The organism is Pantoea dispersa (assembly GCF_035783935.1).
GTDB lineage: Bacteria > Pseudomonadota > Gammaproteobacteria > Enterobacterales > Enterobacteriaceae > Pantoea > Pantoea dispersa_C.
Map to the genome: position 1 here is coordinate 249534 of NZ_JALKOV010000001.1, position 23080 is coordinate 272613.

The 23080-nt window shown below is 58.0% G+C and carries 24 protein-coding genes; 13 read left to right on the top strand and 11 right to left on the bottom strand.

Features of this window, described 5'->3' with window-relative positions; genetic code table 11:
* Positions 1 to 114 precede the first annotated feature (114 nt).
* Both MXF20_RS01240 and MXF20_RS01245 read right to left on the bottom strand, forming a co-directional pair.
* On the bottom strand, positions 115 to 420 hold the full coding sequence (locus MXF20_RS01240; protein WP_325967925.1) for a contact-dependent growth inhibition system immunity protein: 306 nt from the start codon (positions 418 to 420) through the stop codon (positions 115 to 117).
* Positions 420 to 1253 (bottom strand): RNase A-like domain-containing protein, encoded by an 834-nt coding sequence (locus MXF20_RS01245; RefSeq protein ID WP_325967186.1) that lies wholly within the window; start codon positions 1251 to 1253, stop codon positions 420 to 422. Before MXF20_RS01245 ends, MXF20_RS01240 begins: the two co-directional genes overlap by 1 nt.
* Before the next feature lie 321 nt (positions 1254 to 1574).
* Here MXF20_RS01245 and MXF20_RS01250 point away from each other — a divergent pair, with 321 nt between their 5' ends.
* The 5 genes from MXF20_RS01250 (at position 1575) to gsiD (ending at position 7886) form a co-directional block, all read left to right on the top strand.
* Positions 1575 to 2534 carry an isoaspartyl peptidase/L-asparaginase family protein gene (locus MXF20_RS01250; RefSeq protein ID WP_325967187.1) on the top strand — a complete coding sequence of 320 codons (960 nt, stop codon included), beginning with the start codon at positions 1575 to 1577 and terminating at the stop codon, positions 2532 to 2534.
* Between the two features lie 9 nt (positions 2535 to 2543).
* Positions 2544 to 4400: a dipeptide ABC transporter ATP-binding protein gene (locus MXF20_RS01255; RefSeq protein WP_325967188.1), complete on the top strand. Its 1857-nt coding sequence runs from the start codon at positions 2544 to 2546 to the stop codon at positions 4398 to 4400.
* A gap of 64 nt (positions 4401 to 4464) precedes the next feature.
* A complete protein-coding gene (gene gsiB / locus MXF20_RS01260; protein ID WP_325967190.1) occupies positions 4465 to 6000 on the top strand; it encodes a glutathione ABC transporter substrate-binding protein GsiB in 1536 nt (511 codons plus the stop codon).
* Positions 6001 to 6049: 49 nt separating this feature from the next.
* Positions 6050 to 6970, top strand: a complete 921-nt coding sequence (gsiC, locus tag MXF20_RS01265) for a glutathione ABC transporter permease GsiC (protein ID WP_282954239.1) — start codon at positions 6050 to 6052, stop codon at positions 6968 to 6970.
* Positions 6971 to 6980: 10 nt separating this feature from the next.
* The gene (gene gsiD, locus MXF20_RS01270; RefSeq protein WP_058757796.1) at positions 6981 to 7886 is read left to right on the top strand and encodes a glutathione ABC transporter permease GsiD; all 906 of its coding nucleotides are present in this window, start codon (positions 6981 to 6983) and stop codon (positions 7884 to 7886) included.
* Positions 7887 to 8013: 127 nt separating this feature from the next.
* Here the strand turns inward: gsiD and MXF20_RS01275 are convergent, their stop codons facing one another.
* Positions 8014 to 9681: a methyl-accepting chemotaxis protein gene (locus MXF20_RS01275; RefSeq protein WP_325967192.1), complete on the bottom strand. Its 1668-nt coding sequence runs from the start codon at positions 9679 to 9681 to the stop codon at positions 8014 to 8016.
* A 116-nt stretch (positions 9682 to 9797) separates the two neighbouring features.
* Between MXF20_RS01275 and MXF20_RS01280 the strand changes: the two genes are divergently transcribed.
* A complete protein-coding gene (locus tag MXF20_RS01280) occupies positions 9798 to 10247 on the top strand; it encodes a DUF4385 domain-containing protein (RefSeq protein ID WP_325967193.1) in 450 nt (149 codons plus the stop codon).
* On the opposite strand, the gene rimO is transcribed toward MXF20_RS01280, so the two are convergent.
* The 3 genes from rimO to MXF20_RS01295 all read right to left on the bottom strand — a co-directional run bounded on the left by rimO (position 10244) and on the right by MXF20_RS01295 (position 12395).
* Positions 10244 to 11569 (bottom strand): 30S ribosomal protein S12 methylthiotransferase RimO, encoded by a 1326-nt coding sequence (gene rimO / locus MXF20_RS01285; RefSeq protein ID WP_325967194.1) that lies wholly within the window; start codon positions 11567 to 11569, stop codon positions 10244 to 10246. The genes MXF20_RS01280 and rimO overlap by 4 nt on opposite strands.
* A 126-nt stretch (positions 11570 to 11695) precedes the next feature.
* Positions 11696 to 12061: a helix-turn-helix domain-containing protein gene (locus MXF20_RS01290; protein WP_021508395.1), complete on the bottom strand. Its 366-nt coding sequence runs from the start codon at positions 12059 to 12061 to the stop codon at positions 11696 to 11698.
* 73 nt (positions 12062 to 12134) lie between these two features.
* Entirely contained in the window at positions 12135 to 12395 is a 261-nt protein-coding gene (locus tag MXF20_RS01295) for a type II toxin-antitoxin system RelE family toxin (protein WP_031279864.1), read from the bottom strand.
* 296 nt (positions 12396 to 12691) lie between these two features.
* Between MXF20_RS01295 and MXF20_RS01300 the strand changes: the two genes are divergently transcribed.
* Both MXF20_RS01300 and MXF20_RS01305 read left to right on the top strand, forming a co-directional pair.
* Complete coding sequence (locus MXF20_RS01300; protein ID WP_021508393.1) at positions 12692 to 13327, top strand: carbonic anhydrase; 636 nt, start codon at positions 12692 to 12694, stop codon at positions 13325 to 13327.
* 114 nt (positions 13328 to 13441) lie between these two features.
* On the top strand, positions 13442 to 14575 hold the full coding sequence (locus MXF20_RS01305) for a PQQ-dependent sugar dehydrogenase (protein WP_325967198.1): 1134 nt from the start codon (positions 13442 to 13444) through the stop codon (positions 14573 to 14575).
* Here the strand turns inward: MXF20_RS01305 and MXF20_RS01310 are convergent, their stop codons facing one another.
* A complete protein-coding gene (locus MXF20_RS01310; protein WP_325967927.1) occupies positions 14576 to 15232 on the bottom strand; it encodes an HAD family hydrolase in 657 nt (218 codons plus the stop codon). It abuts the gene before it with no gap.
* A 274-nt stretch (positions 15233 to 15506) separates the two neighbouring features.
* Here MXF20_RS01310 and MXF20_RS01315 point away from each other — a divergent pair, with 274 nt between their 5' ends.
* Positions 15507 to 16712: a serine hydrolase gene (locus MXF20_RS01315; protein WP_325967199.1), complete on the top strand. Its 1206-nt coding sequence runs from the start codon at positions 15507 to 15509 to the stop codon at positions 16710 to 16712.
* Between the two features lie 49 nt (positions 16713 to 16761).
* Here the strand turns inward: MXF20_RS01315 and ybjG are convergent, their stop codons facing one another.
* The 3 genes from ybjG to MXF20_RS01330 all read right to left on the bottom strand — a co-directional run bounded on the left by ybjG (position 16762) and on the right by MXF20_RS01330 (position 19999).
* The gene (gene ybjG / locus MXF20_RS01320; protein ID WP_325967201.1) at positions 16762 to 17367 is read right to left on the bottom strand and encodes an undecaprenyl-diphosphate phosphatase; all 606 of its coding nucleotides are present in this window, start codon (positions 17365 to 17367) and stop codon (positions 16762 to 16764) included.
* Positions 17354 to 18109, bottom strand: coding sequence for a phosphatase PAP2 family protein (locus tag MXF20_RS01325; protein ID WP_418936820.1), 756 nt, complete (start codon positions 18107 to 18109; stop codon positions 17354 to 17356). The genes ybjG and MXF20_RS01325 overlap by 14 nt, the downstream gene beginning before the upstream one ends.
* Positions 18110 to 18310: 201 nt before the next feature.
* Positions 18311 to 19999: an aspartate:alanine antiporter gene (locus MXF20_RS01330; RefSeq protein WP_325967205.1), complete on the bottom strand. Its 1689-nt coding sequence runs from the start codon at positions 19997 to 19999 to the stop codon at positions 18311 to 18313.
* Positions 20000 to 20259: 260 nt separating this feature from the next.
* Here MXF20_RS01330 and ybjM point away from each other — a divergent pair, with 260 nt between their 5' ends.
* Positions 20260 to 20631: an inner membrane protein YbjM gene (ybjM, locus tag MXF20_RS01335; RefSeq protein WP_325967206.1), complete on the top strand. Its 372-nt coding sequence runs from the start codon at positions 20260 to 20262 to the stop codon at positions 20629 to 20631.
* 33 nt (positions 20632 to 20664) lie between these two features.
* Here the strand turns inward: ybjM and MXF20_RS01340 are convergent, their stop codons facing one another.
* Positions 20665 to 20928, bottom strand: coding sequence for a GrxA family glutaredoxin (locus tag MXF20_RS01340; protein WP_010618314.1), 264 nt, complete (start codon positions 20926 to 20928; stop codon positions 20665 to 20667).
* 209 nt (positions 20929 to 21137) lie between these two features.
* Here MXF20_RS01340 and MXF20_RS01345 point away from each other — a divergent pair, with 209 nt between their 5' ends.
* Genes MXF20_RS01345 through rimK form a run of 3 tightly spaced genes read left to right on the top strand, consistent with a single transcriptional unit; the run spans position 21138 to position 23044 of the window.
* A complete protein-coding gene (locus tag MXF20_RS01345; RefSeq protein ID WP_325967207.1) occupies positions 21138 to 21389 on the top strand; it encodes a DUF1418 family protein in 252 nt (83 codons plus the stop codon).
* 12 nt (positions 21390 to 21401) lie between these two features.
* Positions 21402 to 22124: an oxygen-insensitive NADPH nitroreductase gene (gene nfsA, locus MXF20_RS01350; RefSeq protein ID WP_325967209.1), complete on the top strand. Its 723-nt coding sequence runs from the start codon at positions 21402 to 21404 to the stop codon at positions 22122 to 22124.
* 17 nt (positions 22125 to 22141) lie between these two features.
* Positions 22142 to 23044 (top strand): 30S ribosomal protein S6--L-glutamate ligase, encoded by a 903-nt coding sequence (gene rimK, locus MXF20_RS01355; RefSeq protein ID WP_325967212.1) that lies wholly within the window; start codon positions 22142 to 22144, stop codon positions 23042 to 23044.
* The last annotated feature ends 36 nt before the right edge of the window (positions 23045 to 23080 follow it).

Below are 23080 nucleotides of genomic sequence, written 5' to 3' on the forward strand. Positions count from 1 at the left end.
CTGAGTCACATGCGAGATCAAAGGGAATGGAAATTAGTGAGAGGTGATAGATCCGCCGGCGAACATGATTTGTTCAGACTGACAGTGGTAGTCATGTTAACAACTGTGCTGATGTTATGATGTTAGTGCGGCAGATACTTTCTTATGCACCAGTGAAAGAAACGCGCCCGCAGTCGTATCCCAGTTGGCCGGAACAAACTCTCTTTTATAGCGATCACGGAAATCAGATTCGACGTCATTGCACTCTGCCAGAAACAGCTCGATGTCTGCCAGCATGGCGTGCAGGTTTCCGTTATGTGCTTCTCTGATATACGCCTCGATTTTTGGCTCGATCTCATCACCTGGTTCAAACAGGTCGTAATCCTGCCCAAACCAGATGCCAATAAAATTATCCAGTTCACTGATACTGATACGGTCCATCATAACTCCGGGAAAGCGGTAATGATAAAGTAAGGTTTGCCGTTGTAGGGCTTAAAATCCAGTATGACGCGAACGGCATAGCAGGTCTCAACCTCTTCACGCCCTTTACTCACGACTATACCAACCGGATGTGAAAAACGCCGACTCAGGCGCATGCGGGCTTGCAAGCCAGGAGGGATATTTTTCACCCACATCTGAATTTGATGCTTATTATCTGCCAGCACCTTACTGATCAGTGATTCTGCCTCGCTCAGAGACTTAAAGCTACTGGCCTCATCGAGACGAGGCCGGTTACGAAGCCTCTCCCGCAGCTCATCCGGCGTTTTGCCTATATGTCGCTCAATCGTGTGCCCACCGGGTGCTCGCCCTGAGAGCGACTCATGCTCGGCGATTTTGACCCGCCCGGCACGTACCGCGATGATGCGCTCTGCTCCGGCTGCAAAGGCAAATGCCATCGGAATGGCGATATCAACCGTCAGGCCGACATTCATGGCGGTCTGATGGTCAGCGCCGAGCGATTCTGCGAGTGCCACGGCCGAATTAAACGTGTCGGTAGCGACCTGTCTGCCAGTCCATACCTGGCGCAGGCTGGCCTGAAGAGTGTCGAGACCGTGAGTACCGACAAAGACGCAGCCAGCTTTGGTCAGCATGGTGGGCTCAGGCACGACGCACAGTGCGCCAGCACCAAAAAGCTCAATTACCCCGCCAGCGATCCCGAGCCCTCCAAAAATGCGGTTGCTGGTCGTTTCACCCTCGCTGACGCTGCGATCTGAAAGGACGGCTGCCAGCTGCACCGGGGAGAGTGCAATCCTTACCCCTTTTTCATCTTCCACTGAATATTCCATTTCATGAACGGGCCTTTAACTTACCCGATTTTTAACCGGCACTGAAGCCACACGAAAGGTAAGGGCAAATAGGTTATTCACTGCCTTGTCGGTGCCAGACGTAATCGCGCCAGCCATGATTTTAAGGCTGGTGCGTTCTCCCCCTTAATTCACAAAAAAGCATAATCCACATTAAAAGGTTATGACCGCTGATACACTTTCTGCTTTACAAGCAGGGAGGGGCTTTCTATAGTCGAAAATTGCCAAAAAAAGATGAAAACCATTCTAAATCAGTGTTTTTGGCTCTGATTCCTTGACAGGGTAACGGTTATGGCTAAAGCAGTTATCGCAATTCACGGCGGCGCCGGCGCGATTACGCGTGCGGCAATGAGTGCCGAAAAAGAGCAGCACTATCGTCAGCAGCTGGCCGCGATTGTCAGCGCTGGCCAGCAGATCCTCGCCAGTGGCGGCAGCGCGCTGGATGCCGTGACCGAAGCGGTACGGCTGCTGGAAGAGTGCCCGTTGTTTAACGCCGGCAGAGGCGCCGTATTCACCCATCAGGGCACTCACGAGCTGGATGCCAGCCTGATGGATGGCCGCACGCTGGATATCGGTGCCGTGGCGGGCGTCAGCCGGATCCGCAATCCGATTCTTGCCGCGCGCAAGGTACTTGAAGCCAGTCCGCACGTGCTGTTCATTGGCAGCGGGGCGGAAGCCTTTGCCGCGCAACAGGGGCTGACGCCGGTCGAGCCCGACTTCTTCTCGACGCCAGAACGCTGGGAACAGCTGCAGCGCGCGCTGGGTAGTGAACAGATGCTGCTCGATCACGATGGTGCGGCGCAGAGTGGCGATCCGCTGGACCCGGATCGCAAATTTGGTACCGTGGGCGCGGTGGCGCTCGATTTGCAGGGTAATCTGGCGGCCGCCACCTCGACCGGCGGCATGACCAACAAGCAGGCGGGCCGCGTCGGCGATTCACCGCTGGCCGGTGCCGGCTGCTATGCCAATAACGCCACCGTGGCGGTCTCCTGTACCGGTACCGGCGAAGTGTTTATCCGCACGCTGGCGGCTTACGATGTCTCGGCGCAGATGGAGTACGGCGGTCGTTCACTGCAGCAGGCCACCGCCAGTGTGATTCATGACAAAGTGCAGGAGCTGGAGGGCAGCGGTGGGCTGATTGCCGTCGATGCCCACGGCAACGTGGCGCTGCCGTTTAACAGCGAAGGCATGTACCGCGGATTCGCTTACGTGGGCGGCGAAGTTGAGGTGGCCATTTACCGCGACAGCTAAGGAGCAGGCATGACGGATCTACAGCAGCAGTTTGCGCCGCAGCAGGTGCTGGCAGTGCGCGATCTCTGCGTGCGCTTTGAGCATGAAGGGCGCGTGACGGAAGCGGTGCGCCAGCTTTCGCTCGATCTGCACCGCGGCGAGACGCTGGCGCTGGTGGGCGAATCGGGTTCAGGCAAATCGGTCACGTCGCTGGCGCTGATGCGCCTGATTGCGCAGGCCGGCGGTGCGGTCAGCGGTGAAATCCTGCTGCGGCGGCGCAGCGGCGAGGTGCTCGACGTGATGCGGGCGTCCGCCAGCCAGATGCGCCGGGTGCGCGGCGCGGACATGGCGATGATTTTTCAGGAGCCGATGACCTCGCTGAATCCGGTGTTTACCGTCGGTGAGCAGATCGCCGAATCCATTCGTTTGCATCAGGGCAAAAGTCACCACCAGGCACAGGCTGAAGCGCGGCGCATGCTGGATCTGGTGCGCATTCCGGAAGCGCACAATGTGCTGTCGCGCTATCCGCATCAGCTCTCCGGTGGTATGCGCCAGCGCGTGATGATCGCCATGGCGCTGTCGTGCAAGCCGGCGCTGCTGATTGCCGATGAGCCAACCACCGCGCTGGATGTCACCATCCAGGCGCAGATTCTGCAGCTGATTCGCGTGCTGCAAAAAGAGATGCAGATGGGCGTCATCTTTATTACGCATGATATGGGCGTGGTGGCGGAGATGGCCGATCGCGTGCAGGTGATGTATCGCGGCGATGTGGTTGAGCGCGCGCCGGTGCAGCAGCTGTTCGATGCGCCGCAGCAGCCGTATACCCGTGCGCTGCTGGCGGCCGTGCCGAAACTCGGGGCGATGAGCGGCCAGCCGCTGCCGGCGAAGTTTCCGCTGCTGCATACCAACGGCCGCGAAGAGGCCAGCACGCCGCAGGATACCGTGCGTCACGATCGTCCGCCGATTTTACAGGTGCGCGATCTGGTCACGCGCTTTGATATTCGCGGCGGGCTGCTCAATCGGGTGAAGCGGCGCGTCCACGCGGTAGAAAAGGTCAGTTTCGATCTCTACGCAGGCGAAACCCTCGCGCTGGTGGGCGAATCCGGCTGCGGCAAATCCACCACCGGACGCTCGCTGCTGCGGCTGGTCGCCAGCCAGGGCGGCAGCATCACGTTTGACGGCCAGCGTATTGATGCGCTGCAGGGCAGGGCGCTGGCCACGCTGCGCCGCGACATTCAGTTTATCTTTCAGGATCCGTACGCGTCGCTCGATCCGCGCCTCACCGTCGGTTTTTCGATTATGGAGCCGCTGCTGGTGCATCGCAGCATGGGGCGCGCGCAGGCGGAGAAACGCGTCGCCTGGCTGCTGGAACGCGTCGGTCTGCTACCCGAACATGCGCAGCGCTATCCACATGAGTTTTCTGGCGGTCAGCGCCAGCGTATCTGCATCGCACGCGCGCTGGCGCTCAATCCCAAAGTGGTGATCGCCGACGAATCCGTCTCCGCGCTGGATGTGTCGATTCAGGCGCAGATCATCAACCTGATGCTGGATTTACAGCGTGAATTTGGCATCGCCTTCCTGTTTATTTCGCACAACATGGCGGTGGTGGAGCGCATCAGTCATCGCGTGGCGGTGATGTATCTCGGACAGATTGTCGAGATGGGACCGCGCCAGGCGGTATTCGAACAGCCGCGCCATCCGTATACCAAAAAACTGATGGCCGCGGTGCCGGTGGCCGATCCGGCGCATCGGCACCGCGAGCGGGCGCTGATGGTGGATGAGATCCCCAGCCCGATTCGCCCGCTGGGTGATGAGCCGGAAGTGGCACCGTTACTGGAAGTGGCACCGGGCCATTTTGTCGCCCGCCATGCCATTAGCGGCGCCTGAGCAGCAACCAACCGCGCCCTCCGCGCAGGGCGCGCAAGACAGGGACTACAGGAGAACGATAACGATGCACCATATCATGCGAAAAGGGGTTATCACTGCCGGGTTGTTGAGTTCGGCGCTGGCGCTGCCCGCCTGGGCGGCCAAAGATGCGGTGATTGCCGTGGCGTCGACCTTCACCACGCTGGATCCGTACGACGCCAACGACACGCTGTCGCAGGCGGTGGCCAAATCCTTCTATCAGGGCCTGTTCGGCTTCGATAAAGACATGAAGCTGATCAACGTGCTGGCGGAAAGCTACCAGGCCAGCAGCGATGGTTTGACTTACACCATCAAGCTGCGTCCGGGGGTGAAATTCCAGGATGGCACGGATTTCAATGCCGAAGCGGTGAAGGTCAACCTCGACCGCGCCAGCAATCCGGACAATCATCTCAAGCGCTACAACCTGTTTAAATATGTCGCCACCACTGAAGTGGTCGATCCGACCACGGTGAAAATCACCCTGAAACAGCCGTTTTCAGCGTTCATCAACAATCTGGCGCACCCGGCAGCGGTGATGATCTCGCCAACCGCGCTGAAAAAATATGGCAAAGACATCGGTTTCCATCCGGTGGGCACCGGTCCTTACGTCTTTGACACCTGGAACCAGACCGACTTTGTCAAAGTGAAGAAATGGTCGGGCTACTGGAAGCCGGGCTATCCGAAGCTCGACAGCATTACCTGGCGTCCGGTGGTGGATAACAACACCCGCGCGGCCATGCTGCAAACCGGCGAGGCCAGCTTCGCCTTCCCGGTGCCGTTAGAGCAGGCCAAACTGCTGCAGGGCAATAGCAAGCTGGATGTGGTAACCACGCCATCGATCATGCAGCGTTACATCAGCCTCAACGTGACGCAAAAGCCGTTCGATAACCCGAAAGTGCGTGAAGCGCTGGAGTACGCCATCAATCGCCAGGCGCTGGCCAAAGTGGCCTTTGCCGGTTACGCCACGCCCGCCACCGGCATCGTGCCGCCACGCATTGATTTTGCCCAGACCTATCCGGCAATCAAATACGATCCGGCCAAAGCGCGCGAGTTGCTGAAGGAAGCAGGCTACCCGAACGGTTTCGAAACCACGCTGTGGTCGTCGCATAACCACAGCACCGCGCAGAAGGTATTGCAGTTTACCCAGCAGCAACTGGCGCAGGTGGGCGTGAAGGTAAAAGTCACGGCGATGGATGCCGGCCAGCGTGCGGCGGAAGTGGAGAGCAAAGGGCAGAAAGAGAGCGGGGTGCGCATGTTCTACACCGGCTGGTCAGCTTCTACCGGTGAAGCCGACTGGGCGCTGACGCCGCTGTTCGCTACCAGCTCGTGGCCACCGGCGATCTTTAACACCGCGTTCTACAGCAATCCGCAGGTGGATAAAGACCTGGCGGATGCGCTGAAGACCACCGATCGCGACCAGAAAGCCAGACTGTATAAAGACGCGCAGGATCGCATCTGGAACGATCACCCGTGGATTCCGCTGGTGGTGGAGCAGTTGCTGTCTGCGAACAACAAAAACCTGACCGGTTTTTACGTCATGCCTGATACCTCATTCAATTTTGATGAGGCGGATCTGAAGTAACAGACGCGGCCAGCCTTGCGGGGCTGGCCGATGCTGCGCGGGATTTCGCATGCTCAACTATTTTATTAAACGCCTGCTCGGGCTGATTCCCACGCTGTTGATTGTCGCAGTGCTGGTGTTTTTGTTCGTGCATTTATTGCCGGGCGATCCGGCGCGCCTGATTGCCGGTCCGGAAGCCGATGCCTCAGTAGTGGCGCTGGTGCGGCAGGAGCTGGGGCTCGATCAGCCGCTGATTCAGCAGTTCTGGCACTTTATCCTCAATGCGCTGCAGGGCGATTTTGGTCAGTCGATGGTGTCAAAGCGGCCGGTCTCTGCCGAAATTGCTGCGCGCTTTTTTCCTACGCTGTGGCTGACGCTGAGCAGCATGGTGTGGGCGGTGCTGTTTGGTATGGCGATCGGCATCGTTTCGGCGGTATGGCGCAATCGCTGGCCGGACCGCATCGGCATGACGCTGGCGGTTTCCGGCATCTCCTTCCCGGCGTTTGCGCTGGGCATGCTGCTGATGCAGGTCTTTTCGGTCGAGCTCGGCTGGCTGCCGACGGTGGGGGCCGACAGCTGGCAGCACTATATTCTGCCGTCGATTACGCTCGGTGCCGCTGTGGCCGCCGTCATGGCGCGCTTTACCCGCGCTTCGTTCGTCGAGGTGATGCAGGAAGATTATATGCGCACCGCGCGTGCCAAAGGGGTGCGCGAATCGCTTGTGGTGGTCAAACACGGGCTGCGCAACGCCATGATCCCGGTGGTCACCATGATGGGGCTGCAGTTCGGCTTTCTGCTCGGTGGCTCGATTGTGGTGGAAGTGGTGTTTAACTGGCCCGGACTGGGCCGTTTGCTGGTGGATTCGGTGGAGATGCGCGATTACCCGGTGATTCAGGCCGAGGTGCTGCTGTTTTCACTGGAGTTCATTCTGATTAACCTGATCGTCGATATGCTTTACGCGGCGATCAACCCGGCTATTCGCTACAGGTAAGGAGTCGCAATTGAAGAACTGGCGACGCGAGGCGGCACTGAAATCCCTGCCGCTGATGACGGAAAACCGGGTTCGCACGCCGTGGCGTGAATTCTGGCGGCGCTTTCGCCGTCAGCATGTGGCGCTGCTGGCGGGCGCATTTGTACTGCTGCTGATTGTGGTGGCGTTTATCGCCCCGTGGATCGCCCCGTTTGATGCCGAAAACTATTTTGACTATGACCGGCTCAACGAAGGTCCGTCGTGGATGCATCTGTTTGGCGTCGATTCACTTGGGCGCGACATCTTCAGCCGGGTGCTGGTCGGCACGCGTATCTCGCTGATCGCCGGCTTCTTCTCGGTGGCGATTGGCACGGTGATCGGCACGGTGCTGGGGCTGCTGGCGGGCTATTACGAAGGCTGGTGGGATCGCATCACCATGCGCATCTGCGATGTGCTGTTTGCTTTTCCCGGCATTCTGCTGGCGATTGCGGTGGTGGCGATCATGGGCAGCGGCATGAGCAACGTGATTGTGGCGGTGGCAATTTTTAGTATTCCGGCGTTTGCCCGCCTGGTGCGGGGCAACACGCTGGTGCTGAAACATCAGACTTATATCGAGTCGGCGCGCAGTATTGGTGCCTCGGACTGGACCATTATCATGCGCCACATTTTGCCCGGCACGGTGTCGTCGATTGTCGTCTATTTCACCATGCGCATCGGGACGTCGATTATCACCGCCGCCAGCCTCTCTTTCCTCGGGCTGGGCGCACAGCCGCCGACGCCGGAGTGGGGCGCGATGCTCAACGAAGCGCGCGCCGATATGGTGATTGCACCGCACGTGGCGATCTTCCCCAGCCTGGCGATTTTTCTCACCGTGCTGGCGTTTAACCTGCTGGGCGACGGCCTGCGCGACGCGCTGGATCCGAAACTGAAGAGCTGAGGGTGAACACCGCATTGCAGTTGTAGCGGCGCGATTTATCGCGCAATAGATCGTGCCGCTATGATCACTGCAATGCCTGGCGCATGACTCTCAATCAGGAGATTGATTTTATTAACATGTCAGTGCATCAAAACGTTTCCCAGTTATCGTTACCGTTGCTCACCGCCGCGGGCAGGGCGCGGGTCGGGGCCGGCAGCACCGGTGTGACCACCCGCTCTGTCGCCGCCGCGGGCTGGCGCGCGCCGGTGTTGAACCTCGCCACCGCCGACGACAGGCGGCTGGCCTGCTGCTCCAGCGATGCCGAGGCGCTGGCCGATTCCTGCACCAGCGTAGCGTTCTGCTGCGTCACGCGATCCATCTCATTCACCGCCTGGCCAATCTGGTCGATACCGCGGCTCTGCTCATCGGACGCCGACGCGATCTCGCCCATAATGTCGGTGACGCGCGTCACCGCGCTGACAATCTCCTGCATGGTATCGCCAGCGCTGCTGACCTGCTGCGAACCGAGGTCCACGCGCTGTACGGAGTTTTCAATCAGCACTTTGATCTCTTTCGCCGCCTGCGCGCTGCGCTGAGCCAGGTTGCGCACCTCGCCCGCCACCACCGCAAAGCCGCGCCCCTGCTCACCGGCGCGCGCCGCCTCAACTGCCGCGTTAAGCGCCAGAATGTTGGTCTGGAACGCGATGCCGTCAATCACGCTGGTAATGTCGGCGATTTTCTTTGAACTGTCTGCGATGTCGCGCATGGTCTTCACTACGCCTTCCACCACGTTACCGCCTTTATCCGCGGTGTCGGAGGCGGTTTTTGCCAGCTGCGTGGCCTGACGCGCATTGTCTGCGTTCTGCTTCACGGTCGCGGTCAGCTGTTCCATGCTGGCGGCGGTCTCTTCCAGTGAGGCAGCCTGCTGTTCGGTGCGCGCCGAGAGATCGTTATTGCCGTTGGCGATAGCGCTGGCGCTGCCAAAGATGGCATCGGCGCTGTCGCGCACGTTGTTGATGGTACCGAGCAGTGCCTGCTGCATATGATTCAGGCTGGCCGCGATAGCCGCCATTTCGCTGCGGCCTTCAACCTGCAGGCTGGCCGACAGATCGCCTTCCGCAAAGCGCTCAATCTGCTGCTGTACCTGCTGCATCGGTGCCAGCAGCACGCGGCGTACCAGCGTCCACACCGCCACCACCATCAGCACCACCACCAGCGCGATGACGGCAATCATGATCAGCACCTGTTGATAGTTGCTGTCGTTTTGCTGGCTACGCTGCTTGATCAGCTGCATGTTTTCATCACGCCACTGCTGATAAGCCTGCTCCAGTTCATCCTGCGCCTGCTGCGCCTCGAGGTTGCCGTAGGCCGCGTAGTTATTGGCTTTCAGAAACACGGCGGACTGGCGCAGCAGATCGGCAAAAGCTTTGAATTTGCTGTCGATAACATCGGCGGTGGCGGCGCTCTGACCGTCGACGCGTGGATAGCTTCTATACTGATTGAAGTGCTGCTGCGCCTCTTCCAGCGAGGCGCCAGCCGCCAGCAGCAGCTTGTTGATCGCCGCCAGCGACTGTTCGTCAGTCTGATTTTTCAGAATGCGAATCGCCACGCGGTTGATGGTCACGCGGGTTTTTACCAGCGTTTGCCAGCCGTCGCCCAGCTCGCGCTGCTGATGGGACAACTGATTACTGGCGGTGAAATTATGTTGTCCCGCGCGCAGCGAGGAGAAAAATAGCGAGCCGGATATGGCCTGCATGGCTGTGAATACCACCAGAATAACCACAATGGCGGTCACAATTTTCATCTTATTGAACATGTGAGCATCTCTTAGCAAATGGGCCGGTAGTTATGTTATCGGTGGAAAAAAGCATCACTAAAGTGCGGCAGCGAAATAATTCACCGTACTAATGGTTACGGACAGGAGGCCAGAGGATGAAACCGTTTAATTACCAGCAGGATTTTAAACAGCTCGACTTCCGTCAGCATCCGGAGCTGTATCAGGTCGGACGCGGCGAGCAGGGTGTGCTGATGGTAGAACCGTACAAAAGCGAAATTCTGCCGCACTGGCGTTTCCGCACCGTCGAGCTGGCGCAGCAATCGTCAGAAAAGATCATGCAGCTATTTGAGGACTATCGCGCGCAGGACGATTTTGTTGGCATGGATATGGCGCGCAAGTTTATTCAGATGGGTTACACCCGCGCGCGCCGCTACAGTAATCATCAGGGCGGACGGAAATACGATGCCGACGGCAAAGAGCTGCCGCGGACGGTAGAGAAAGAAAAGGCCGCTGCGGCGGCCGTATTCAAAGCATGCTGGGACCGGCTGCGCGCCGATAACGATTATCTGGCACGCAAAAAAGCGCACCAGCAACAGTACGGTTAAACGCGCGTGCCCCACAGGTCATATTCGTCGGCGTGTTCGACTTTAACACGCACCACTTCGCCAACCTTCACCTGGCGATCGCCATTCAGGTACACCGCGCCGTCGATTTCCGGGGCATCGGCCATGCTGCGGCCGACCGCGCCTTCTTCATCCACTTCGTCAATGATCACCAGAATTTCGCGACCGATTTTCTCCTGCAGACGCTCTGCGGAGATCTGCTGCTGCAGCTGCATGAAGCGATCAAAACGCGCCTGTTTGACGTCGTCCGCTACCTGATCCGGCAGCTGGTTAGCCGTGGCGCCTTCAACCGGGCTGTACTGGAAGCAGCCCACGCGGTCGAGGCGCGCTTCACGCAGGAAGTCGAGCAGCATCTGGAAATCTTCTTCGGTTTCGCCCGGAAAGCCGACGATGAAGGTGGAACGCAGCGTCAGCTCCGGACAGATTTCACGCCAGCGCTTAATGCGCTCCAGCGTGCGCTCAACCGCGCCAGGACGCTTCATCAGCTTCAGAATGCGCGGGCTGGCGTGCTGCAGCGGAATGTCGAGGTAAGGCAGGATTTTGCCTTCGGCCATCAGCGGGATCACGTCATCCACGTGTGGATACGGATAAACGTAGTGCAGACGCACCCAGACGCCGAGTTTCGCCAGCTGTTCACACAGGCTGACCATGCTGGTTTTCACCGGCGAACCGTTCCAGAAACCGGTACGGTGTTTGACATCGACGCCGTACGCGGAGGTGTCCTGCGAAATCACCAGCAGCTCTTTTACGCCGGCTTCCACCAGGCGTTTGGCTTCATCAAGCACCGCGCCAATCGGGCGGCTGTCCAGATCGCCACGCATTGACGGAATAATGCAGAAGGTGCAGCGATGGTTACAGCCCTCGGAAATTTTCAGGTAAGCGTAGTGGCGCGGCGTCAGTTTCACGCCCTGTTCCGGTACCAGGCTGAGGAACGGATTGTGCTCCGGTTTCGGCACGTACGTGTGCACGTGCGACAGCACCTGCTCGTAGCTGTGCGGGCCGGTGATCTCCAGCACTTTCGGATGCACTTCGCGGATCTGATCCACTTTGGCGCCGAGGCAGCCGGTGACGATCACTTTGCCGTTCTCGTTCAGCGCTTCACCAATCGCTTCCAGTGATTCCTGTACGGCACTGTCAATAAATCCACAGGTATTCACGATGACGATCTCCGCATCATCGTAACGTGGCACCACGTCGTAACCTTCCGTGCGCAGTTCCGTCAGGATGCGTTCAGAGTCAACGAGGTTTTTTGGACAGCCGAGAGAGACGAAGCCTACACGCGGCGGATTTTTGACATGGCTCATAAGGATAAAAATTCATCATAATTAAGGTGGACAGGAGCGCGATTGTACAGAGGTTGACGGGGAAAATGTATAGGGAAGCGCTGTCGAAAGCAGAGAAAAAGGCCACGCAAACGGTGGCCGGGGGAATTACAGCAATAATTGTTCCGGACGGCAGCTGTAGAGTCGGGCTAAGCGCTCGCGCGTTTTTTTCTGTGGTTTACTCTCTTTGCGTTCCAGTTGGGAAATTGCGCTTTGCGTGGTCCCTAATTGTTCGGCAACATACTGCTGCGAGAGGTTACGGTAAACACGCCAGGCCGCCTGCAAACTGATATCCTGGCTGAGCATAATGCCAACCACGTCATGCGGCACGGTTTCATCATCATGTTCATCCGCTTCAATCGCGAGGGTTGTCCAGTTGCTTTCCGCATCTGAAAGCAGCTTTTCATACTCCGCGACAGGCAGAACCACGAATTGCGGTTCGCCTGCTTCATCATAAATATACTGTTTTGACATAGTTTATCCGAATAGCGTCAGGTCGCGGCCAATGTCATCAGGTGCATAGCTGCGGGGTTTCCCCCGCAGAGTATCAGTAAGTATGAGAGGTTCTGCGTGCAACTTCTACAATCTCAAGAACGACAGGCTCTCCCTCTATCAACGCAAAGATAACCCGATAATCGCCCACCCGCAGACGGTAACGATTATCACTCTGCTGCAGCTTCCTGATGTCCAGTGCGACGGCCGGAAAGGCGATCAGCTGGGATGTCTTTTCAAAGATGCTTTTTTGATAGCGTTTGTCGATCTTCATCAGGTGTTTCAGGGCACGTTTAGACCAGGATACTTCAACCACAATGCACCTCTTTTCACCTGCCATCCCTGCAAGGGGTAATTAGAAAATAAAGATAAAATCTAATATTGTCAATCTAATAATCTTATATGTCAGGGCAGGGCGGTCACCTGGCGCAACGTTTTGTTTGGTGTACGCTTAGTGAGCATGGCGGACATCCGGGTTGTGCAAGCGGGTCGATTTTGCTTAAATGTTTGGTTGGTAATTGTAAGTTATTATCGACATTACAGAATTTTAAAGCGCGCCAGCGGTGGGTTTCTCACTGCCGGGGCAGAAGTGGATAATGTGAGAGCAGACAAATGCAAGAGATCGTCAAAGGTTTTCTGAATTTTCAACAGAATGTGTTTCCTGAAAGGAAGGATCTTTTCAAGAGTCTGGCGTCCAACCAGAATCCCAAGGCTTTATTTATCTCCTGTTCAGATAGCCGTCTGGTGCCGGAACTGGTGACGCAGTCAGAGCCGGGCCAGCTGTTCGTGATCCGCAACGCCGGTAATATCGTACCGCCGTTTGGTCCGGAGCCGGGTGGCGTGTCAGCAACCATTGAGTACGCGGTGGTCGCACTGGGCGTAACAGAAATTATCATTTGTGGTCACTCCAACTGCGGTGCCATGAACGCGATTGCGTCTAACGCCGATCTCGAGAGTATGCCGGCGGTTGATCACTGGCTGCACTACGCCAACGCGGCAAAAGCGGTGGTGGAAGAGCGCAACTACGAATCGGTTGAGAAACGCCTCAACGAAATGGTCAAAGAGAACGTGATCGCCCAGCTCAACAATATCAAAACGCATCCTTCCGTTTCGGTCGCGCTGCGCAAAGGCAAGCTGCGTCTGCACGGCTGGGTTTATGATATTGAAAGCGGCGGCATCATTGCGCTGACCAAAGGCGGTGAATCCTTTATTTCCCTGTCGGAAAACCCGGAAACCTGCTTCGAATAATCCTGCCTGCTACAAGCCCGGCCTCTGCGCCGGGCTTAATGTTTTGTAAATCCTGCACATCCTTTCTTACCGGCTGACTACCCTTAACGGCAGACTGTGAAAAAGGAGAATCCCATGCGTTTATGGCGTGTTGCGCTGCTGGCTGGCGCGCTTAGCGGTTCCTTTACCGCGCTGGCGGCTGATGTCCAGGTGCAGGTGTTACAGGACAAACTCGATCATCCGTGGTCAGTGGCATTTCTGCCCGACCAGCAAACCCTGCTGATTACCGAACGGTCCGGACAGCTGCGCAGCTGGCAGCCGGGCCGCGGTCTGTCGCAGCCGATTAGCGGCGTGCCGAAAGTGTGGGCCAGCCGGCAGGGCGGTCTGCTGGATGTGGTGCTGGCGCCGGACTTCGCACAAAGCCGCCGGGTATGGCTCAGCTATACCACCGCAGATGACGCCGGCCGCGCCGGCGGCGTGGTGGGTTACGGCACGCTCAGCGCCGATCACCGCCAGCTGCAGGATTTCAAGGTGGTGCTGGAGCAAACGCCGAAGCTGTCCGGCGGCGCCAACATCGGTACACGGCTGGCGTTCGATCGCCAGGGCTATCTCTTCATCGCGTTCGGCGATAACTTTGCCAGCAGCAGCGCGCAGCAGCTGGATAAGTTGTCGGGCAAAATTGTTCGCCTGACGCAGGAGGGTAAAGTCCCGGCGGATAACCCATTTAACGATCGTCAGGGTGCGCGTGCGGAGATCTGGTCTTACGGCGTGCGCAATCCGCAGGGGCTGGCGCTCAATCCGTGGACGCAGCAGATGTGGGAGAGTGAACACGGTCCGCGCGGCGGCGATGAGGTCAATCTGGCGGCAAAAGGCAAAAATTACGGCTGGCCGCTGGCGACGTACGGTATTGATTACAGCGGGCAGAAAGTGCCGGAAGCGCAGGGCAGCGCCGTTGCCGGCACTGAGCAGCCGCTGTTTTACTGGCAGCAATCGCCGGCCATCAGCGGCATGGCGTTTTACAATAGCGCGCGCTTTCCCCAGTGGAAAAATTCGCTGTTTATCGGTGCGCTGAAAGACAAAAGCCTGATCCGTCTGCGCGTTAACGGCGAGAAAGTTGAAGAGGCACAGCGACTGCTGGGCGACCGTGGCGAACGCATCCGCGATGTGCGTCAGGGACCGGATGGTTATCTGTATGTGCTGACCGATGAGGCTAACGGCAAGCTGCTGAAAGTCGGGCTGGCAGAGGCCGCCAGCGCCGCACGGGGTTAATCAGCGCACCCAGTTACACACCTGCCAGCCGCGCTGCTGCGCTTCCTGCTGCAGCAGCGCATCCGGATTAATCACCCACGCGTGATCGGCATGGGTAAGCAGCGGCAGATCGTTCATCGAATCGCTATAAGCCCAGGTGCGCTCAAAACGCCGATCCTGCTGCAGCGCCCGCCAGTCGCTGAGTCGCGTGACTTTGCCTTCACGGTAGGTCGCGGTGCCGTAAATTTCGCCGCTGTAGCGTTCATCAACCACCTCCACGCCGATTGCCAGCGCGCCGTGCACACCCAGCCGTTCCGCAATCGGCACGGCAATGTGATCGCCGCTGGCGGTGATAATCATCACCGTATCGCCACGCTGCTGGTGCCACTGAATGCGTTCACGCGCGGCAGGGAAGACGCGCGGCAGGATATCGCGATGAATAAAACGCCGCACCCAGCCTGCGACGGTGGGCGTCGCCATGCCGGCGAGCGGCGAGAGCGTGGTGCGCATGTACTCTTCAATCGACAGGCTGCCGGCGTGATACTGCGCCATCAGCGCCTGCTCCTGGGGAATAATCTCTTCCGGCGCAAATCCCTGAGAAACCAGCCAGCGCAGCCAGAGACTGGTGCTGTCATCACAAATCAGGGTTTCATCCAGATCGAAAACGGCTAAGTCCATCATGATTCTCCTCGGGCTGACTGGCATCAGGTTAGCGGAATTTTGTGACTGGCTTAACTGTTCTGCGAAAATTCGGAATTTCTCGCAATTTTTCCCCTCTTCAGACGCGTGCGAACTGGCAGCGCACCGGCCTTAATGCCAGGGTTACTCTAACAAACTCTAAAAAACTTTACGGTTTGGCGGTTTTTTTCACCGGCGCGAACCGTTAGCGTTTGGTAAGACATGTCTTACCGGCACAAATCCGTGATTTTACAAGGACAATTGGGTCACGCTCATGAGAAAAACTTCCCTGACTTCGGTCTGGCGGCCACTGGCGGCCACTTCATTATTATTGCTTTTCGTTCCCGTCACCACTCAGGCCGAGCAGGCACCTCCGCCACCGCAGATTGAGGCCAAAGCGTGGATTCTGATGGACTACAGCAGCGGCAAAGTGCTGGCGGAGTCCAATGCCGATCAGCGTCTCGATCCCGCCAGTCTGACTAAAATGATGACCAGCTATGTGGTGGGGCAGGCGCTGAAATCCGGGAAGATTACTAACAACGATATGGTCACTATCGGCCAGGACGCGTGGGCCACCGGCAATCCGAAACTGCGCGGGTCGTCGCTGATGTTTCTTAAACCGGGCGACCGCATCCCGGTTTCGGAACTGAATAAGGGCGTGGTGATTCAGTCAGGGAATGATGCCTGTATCGCGCTGGCGGATTATGTCGCCGGCAGTCAGGATGCCTTCATCGGCCTGATGAACAATTACGTTAAAGCCTTTGGTCTGCAAAACACCCATTTCATGACGGTGCACGGTCTGGACGCCGAAGGCCAGTACAGTACCGCGCGCGACATGGCGATCATCGGCCAGCACCTGATTGGTGATGTGCCGGAAGAGTACGCGCTGAACAGTGAGAAAGAGTTCACCTTCAATAACATCAAGCAGATGAACCGTAACCGGCTGCTGTGGAGCAGTAATCTCAAGGTCGACGGCATCAAAACCGGTCACACGTCGGGCGCGGGCAACAATCTGGTCGCCTCGGCGGTCGACGGCGATATGCGCCTGATTTCAGTGGTGCTGGGCGCGCAGACCGATGCGATTCGCTTCCGCGAGAGTGAAAAGCTGCTGACGTGGGGCTTCCGCTTTTACGAAACCGTTACGCCGATCAAAGCCGATAAGCCGTTCGCCCAGCAGCGCGTGTGGTTTGGCGAGAACAGCCAGGTCAACCTTGGCGTGGCGAAGGATGCGGCGGTGACGATTCCGAAGGGGCAGATGAAAAATCTCAAGGCCAGCTTTACCCTCAACGCACCGCAGCTGGAAGCACCGCTGAAGAAGAATCAGGTGGTGGGCACCATCGATTTTCAGCTGGACGGCAAAACCATTGAGCAGCGCCCGCTGGTGGCGATGGAGGATGTGCCGGAAGCCGGCTTTATTGGCCGTATCTGGGATTTCATTATGATGAAATTCAACGGCTGGTTCGGTAAGTGGTTTAGTTGATCGCCAGCAGGCGGGTCAGCCTTACGCTAACCCGCCAGGTGGGCGAAATTTAGCCGCGAATCCAGCCTTTCCTGATCGGCATTGCGAACAGGGCACGATAGACCTGATGCGTCAGCGCCAGCATGCGCTGACCGTACAGTTGCCACGCCAGATGCGAAGCCAGACAACCCAGTAACCCCACCAGAAAACCGCCCAGCATATCCAGCGGCCAGTGCACGCCAAGGTAGACACGCGACCAGGCAATAGCGCTGCCAATCGCCAGCAAAATCACCCCGGACCACAGGCGATGCCAGAAAATAAACGCCAGCGCAAAGGTGAAAATGGTGGTGCCGTGATCGCTGGGATAGGAGTCATCGGCCGCGTGCGACAGGAACTGGTGGCCAAAGCCGATGGCAAACGGACGCGGGTGCGGCAACAGCTGGCCGACGCACCAGGAGATGCTCAGCGCATAAATCAGCGCCATGCCGGTTTTCAGCACCAGCGCGCGCTGCGACTGCAGCTGATCGCGCGGTCCCCACAGCCACAGGGCGACAATCAGCAGCGGCACAATCGCAATCAGATCTTTGGCGATAAACGTCGCCAGGCTAAGCAGCCACGCGGGTGAATCCGGCGTGGCGTTAATCCATAAAAAGAGCGTGTGGTTAAGTGCTTCCATCACGTTTCCTTGTCCTCGTCTTGTTTATCCAAAAAGAAATTGCGGCAAAAATCAGCAGCTGGCTGAGCCACACCCACCAGCCCGCCCACAAATTGTGGGAGAAAAAGTGCGCCCCGCGCATCACCTGGCCATAGCCCATCAGCAGGCCACAGGCGATACCCAGCACCAGCGCTAGCAGCGCGCGGCGCGGGCGTTCCGGCCACCACAAAAAAAACAGCGCCATCAGCGCAAAGCCGCTGGAGGCGTGACCGCCGGGAAAGCACTGGCCCGGACCGCTGTTGGCCGGCACCGGCGCCAGGAGCGGAAAGCTCGCGGCGTTGCCGCCGAACAGCGCCAGATCCCACGGACAGGAGTGCGCGCTGTGTGCCTTCAGCAAACCCACCACCAGCGGACCCATGCCAAACAGCAGAGCCACCAGCACGCGCCGGGCATCGCGCTGTTGCAGGCCGCGCAGTAACAGCAGCACCGCGCCAGCGATGATCACATCCTTCATCAGCCGATGGTTAATCAGATCCAGCCAGCGGTTGTGCTGCCACGGAAAACGCCGGGTAAGCGGATCGAACCAGCGCTGGCTGATGGCGATGTCGAGGCTTTCGTGGCGCGACCACCACAAAAACGCCAGCGCCAGAATTGCCAGCAAAATAAGGTTGATAGCGTAAAAGCGCGCAGACAGAGAATAAATAGCCGCGCTCCGAATCTCACTGCGGGTTGCCGGAGTGTTTAACTTTGATGAAAGTTGCATGAATGTTTGAAGATAGCGAAACCAGAGTCGCAGGGTCGCAAGTTACGCTTAGGAGAACCTTAAGGACGGCCGCGGCGGGCATAAAAAAACCCGCTAGCAGAAGGCTAACGGGCTCCTCAATTTGGGGATTTCAAAGAAAAGCAGTGGCACTTATTCAGACTGCATCGCGTCCGATTAGTTCTGACGCCGGTAAAAATATTTTTAAAAAGGCAAAAGCGGCCAGATGATGACGATCAGCGTCCCCGCCAGCGTCAGCAACACGTTGGCAATGGCGTACGTACCGGCATAGCCGAGCGCCGGAATGCTGCTGCGCGCGGTATCGCTGATGATCTCCATAGCCGGCGCACAGGTGCGCGCGCCCATGATGGCACCAAACAGCAGCGCGCGGTTCATGCGCAGCACGTAAGCGCCGAACAGATAGCAAATCACCACCGGCAACAGACTCACCAGCAGGCCGCTCAGCAGCATCAGCGCGCCCGCACTGCCGAGCCCGTGCTGCAGCCCGCTGCCGGCGCTCAGGCCAACCCCGGCCATAAACACCATCAGGCCAAACTCTTTCACCATGGTCAGCGCACCCTGCGGGATATAGCCGAACGTGGGGTGGTTGGCGCGCAGGAAGCCGAGCATGATGCCGGCAAACAGCAGCCCGGCGGCGTTACCCAGACCAAAGCTGAAGTTGCTGAACTGGAAGGTGATCATGCCGATCATCAGGCCAATGATAAAGAAGGCGCAGAACGCCAGCAGATCGGTCATCTGGCTGTGAATAGCAATGAAGCCGATGCGATCGGCCAGGCTTTTCACCCGGCGCGCTTCGCCGCTCACCTGCAGCACATCACCTTTGTTGAGCATAATGCTGTCGTCGATCGGCATCTCAATCTGGCTGCGAATCACCCGGTTAAGGAAGCAGCCGTGATCGGTCAGTTTTAAATGACTCAGGCGTTTATTCACCGCGTTGTGGTTTTTCACCACGATCTCTTCGGTGACGATGCGCATGTCGAGCAGATCGCGATCGAATACCTCTTTGCCATTGCGGAAGCTGGCGTCGAGACGCGCGTGCGCATCCGGATAGCCGACCAGAGAGATTTCGTCGCCGAGCTGCAGCACTGCATCACCGTCCGGACTGGCCAGAATGCCGTTACGCCGCAGGCGCTCAATGTAGCAGCCGGTCTGACGATGAATCCCCAGCTCGCGCAGGTTTTTGCCGCCGCTCCACTCAACCAGCTCCGGACCAACGCGATAGGCGCGAATCACCGGCAGGAAGACTTTACGCTGGCTGTCGGCATCCAGACCGCGCTCGCGGGCGATCTGCTGCGCGCAGGTCGGCAAATCCTGATGCTGCAGGCGCGGCAGATAGCGTGCGCCGAAAATCAGGCTGACCAGCCCAATCAGGTAGGTCAGGGCGTAACCGAGGCTGAGGTTATCCTGCATGCGCCCCAGCAGCTGCGTGTCGCTGATGCTTTGCCGCAGCGTATCGCCTGCGCCGACCAGCACCGGCGTCGAGGTCATCGAGCCGGCCAGCATGCCGGCGGTGAGGCCAATATCCCAGCCGAACAGTTTGCCGAGCGTCAGCGCAATCAGCAGGGCGCTGACCACCATGACGATCGCCAGAAAGAAGTAGTTCTTGCCGTCGCGGAAAAAGATGGAAAAAAAGTTAGGACCGGCTTCCACCCCGACACAAAAAATAAACAGCATAAAGCCCAGACTTAGGGCGTCAGTATTAATCGCGAAGTGTTGCTGACCCAAAATCAGCGAAACCACCAGCACACCAATAGAATTACCGAGTTGTACGGAGCCAAGGCGTAATTTACCCAGGCACAGGCCGAGGGCTAACACGACAAATAATAACAGAACGTCATTTCCGCTTAACAATTCTGCGACGTTAATGTTCACGGTTTAACTTCTTATTTACCTGTAACGGGTTGATGGGAGGGGATTTTTTCGCTATCTTGTGACGGCAGCGCACGGACCGGTCACCGAATGTTCTTAATCTGTGACCTACATAAAGCGGCGCCATTCTAATCATAATTAACACCCTCAGCTATCAGCAGTTTTCATTCCTTCTGCCTCCAGCTGTTTCTTTTTATTTCCACGTAAGCGCATCAGGGCAGTTAAAAGTTTCAATATTGTTAACGTCAAAGTTGAGGAGAGGTATGTTGCAGCGCAATAATCGCTGGCCAGCATCGGTTCTGGGCGTGATGCTTTATACGCTGGTGTTTATTTTTGCACATCATTTTTGGTCCGCCGCGACGGCTCAGGCGGTGCGTGGACAGCCGGAACTGCTGCTGTTTCTGCTGCCGGGCATCGTGATGGCGCTGCTGCAGCCGGACAGTCCGCTGATCGGCACGTTGTGGATCGCGCTGGGCGGCACGCTGCTGGGCATGACGTGGGTATGGCTGGTGATGCCGATGACGCACAGCTGGCTGCTGGTGACGGCGTGGAGTCTGAGTGCGCTGTTCTGGGCTGGCTGCGGTGCACTGCTGGTGCGGCTGCTGCGTATTATGCTGGCGATGCGTACTAGCTGAGTGAGATGAAAACGGGCCCGCAGGCCCGTCAGATCAGGCTTCGATACCGAGGTTTTCTTTGGTCCACGCCGCAAATTCGGTGTAGCCACCGATGTGCTGGTCGTCGAGGAAGATCTGCGGCACGGTAGAAACCGGTTTGCCGGCACGCGCTTCCAGATCGGCTTTAGTGATGCCGGTCGCCTGGATATCGACGTACTGATAATTAAAATCGTCGCGCTCACTGGTTAACTTCGTGGCTAACTCTTTTGCTCGTACGCAGTAAGGGCAGCTGGAACGGCCAAAAATCACTGCAATCATTGCTTCTCTCCTTCCGCTGCTGTTTTGTGACTTGTCTCACATCACAGCGTGAATAATGCGTCACATCATGCCCGCCCATCCTGCTTAAGAAAAGCAGAAATTGCCTGTTACTCTAATGTGCGCTGTCTATACCCGGTCACAATGCCGTACTACAGTATTCGGGTATCACATGCAGCAAAAAACAGATGAACACTGAGGAGCCTCGTATCATGCGTAATCTGGCGACGTTGCCCAAACCGGTGTTGCTGCTGGAAGCCCTGGGCGTGCTGGCGGTCATTGGCGCGCTGCTGCTGGTCAACGACTGGCTGGCGGCGCCGGCATTCATGGCGAAAAAGCCGCTGGCGACGCTGCTGTTTTTTCTCGGCATTGCGCTGATGCTGCCGGCCGCGTGGCTAATGATGTGGCGCACGGCAAAGGCGATGGCGCCGCAGTTGTTCAATCACACTCACAATAAGAAGTAACCGGAGAGGATTATGACGCCGACTATTGATTTGCTATGCAGCCACCGTTCCATTCGCGCCTTTACTGAGCAGGGGATTGATGACGCCCAGCGCAGCGCGATTATCGCTGCAGCGCAGGCGGCCTCAACCTCCAGTTTTTTACAGTGCTCGTCGATTGTGCGTATCACCGACCGCAACCTGCGCGAGCAGCTGGTGCAGCTCACCGGCGGCCAGCCGTGGGTCAGTGCGGCGGCGGAGTTTTGGGTATTTTGCGCCGACTTCAATCGCCACCAGCAGATCTGCCCTGAGGCCCAGCTGGGCCGGGCCGAACAGCTGCTGCTGGGCTGTGTCGATACCGCGCTGATGGCGCAGAATGCCATGGTGGCCGCGGAATCGCTCGGCTTAGGTGGCGTATTTATTGGTGGTATTCGTAACAGCATCGCTCAGGTCACGGAGCTGCTGGGGCTGCCGAAGTTTGTGCTGCCGTTGTTTGGTTTCTGCATCGGCCATCCCGACGCGTCACCGGATGTCAAACCGCGCATGCCGCAGGCGATGCTGGTGCATGAAAATCGCTATCAGCCGCTGGATAAAGCGGTGCTGGCGCAGTATGACCAGCAAATCACCGCTTATTATCAGCAGCGCGACAGCAATCAGCGCTCGGAAACCTGGAGCGAAATGATTCAGCGTTTAATCATCAAAGAAACACGACCATTTATGCTGGACTACCTGCATCAGCAGGGTTGGGCCACGCGCTAAGTACAGGGATCGCTGCAATGAAGATGGCCATTCTTACCCGTGACGGCACGCTCTACTCCTGTAAACGCCTGCGTGAAGCCGCGGAAATGCGTGGCCATCAGGTGCAGATGATCGATCCGCTCTCCTGCTACATGAATATCAACTCCGACTCGCCGGCGGTGCACTATCGCGGCGAGGCGCTCGGCCATTTCGACGCGGTGATTCCGCGCATCGGCACCGCCACCACCTTTTACGGCACGGCGGTGCTGCGCCAGTTCGAGATGCTGGGGAGCTATCCGCTTAACGAGTCGGTGGCCATTACCCGCGCGCGCGACAAGCTGCGCTCGCTGCAGCTGCTGGCGCGCGAAGGGATTGATATGCCGGTCACCGGCTTTGCCTCATCGCCGGATGACACCCAGGATGTGATCGCCATGGTCGGCGGCGCGCCGCTGGTGGTGAAACTGGTGGAAGGCACGCAGGGGATTGGCGTGGTGCTGGCGGAAACCCGTCAGGCGGCGGAGAGTGTGATCGATGCGTTTCGCGGCCTCAATGCACACATTCTGGTGCAGGAGTTCATTAAAGAGGCGCGCGGGCGCGATATCCGCTGTCTGGTGATTGGCGACGAAGTGGTGGCGGCGATTGAGCGGGAAGCGAAAGAGGGCGATTTCCGCTCTAATCTGCACCGCGGCGGCAGCGCCCGCGCCGTCACCATCACCGATCAGGAGCGTGAGATTGCGGTAAAAGCGGCGACAACGCTGGGCCTGGCGGTGGCGGGCGTGGATATTCTGCGCGCTAATCGCGGTCCGCTGGTGATGGAGGTGAATGCCTCTCCGGGACTGGAGGGCATTGAAGGCAGCACCGGTTTGGACATTGCCGCCATGATGATCCGCTGGATAGAGCAGCACGCCTGCCCCGGTTATCGTCCGAAAACCGGGGGCTGAACCGCGCTTTTGCGCGGTTTTCGTGGCATCTGCAGC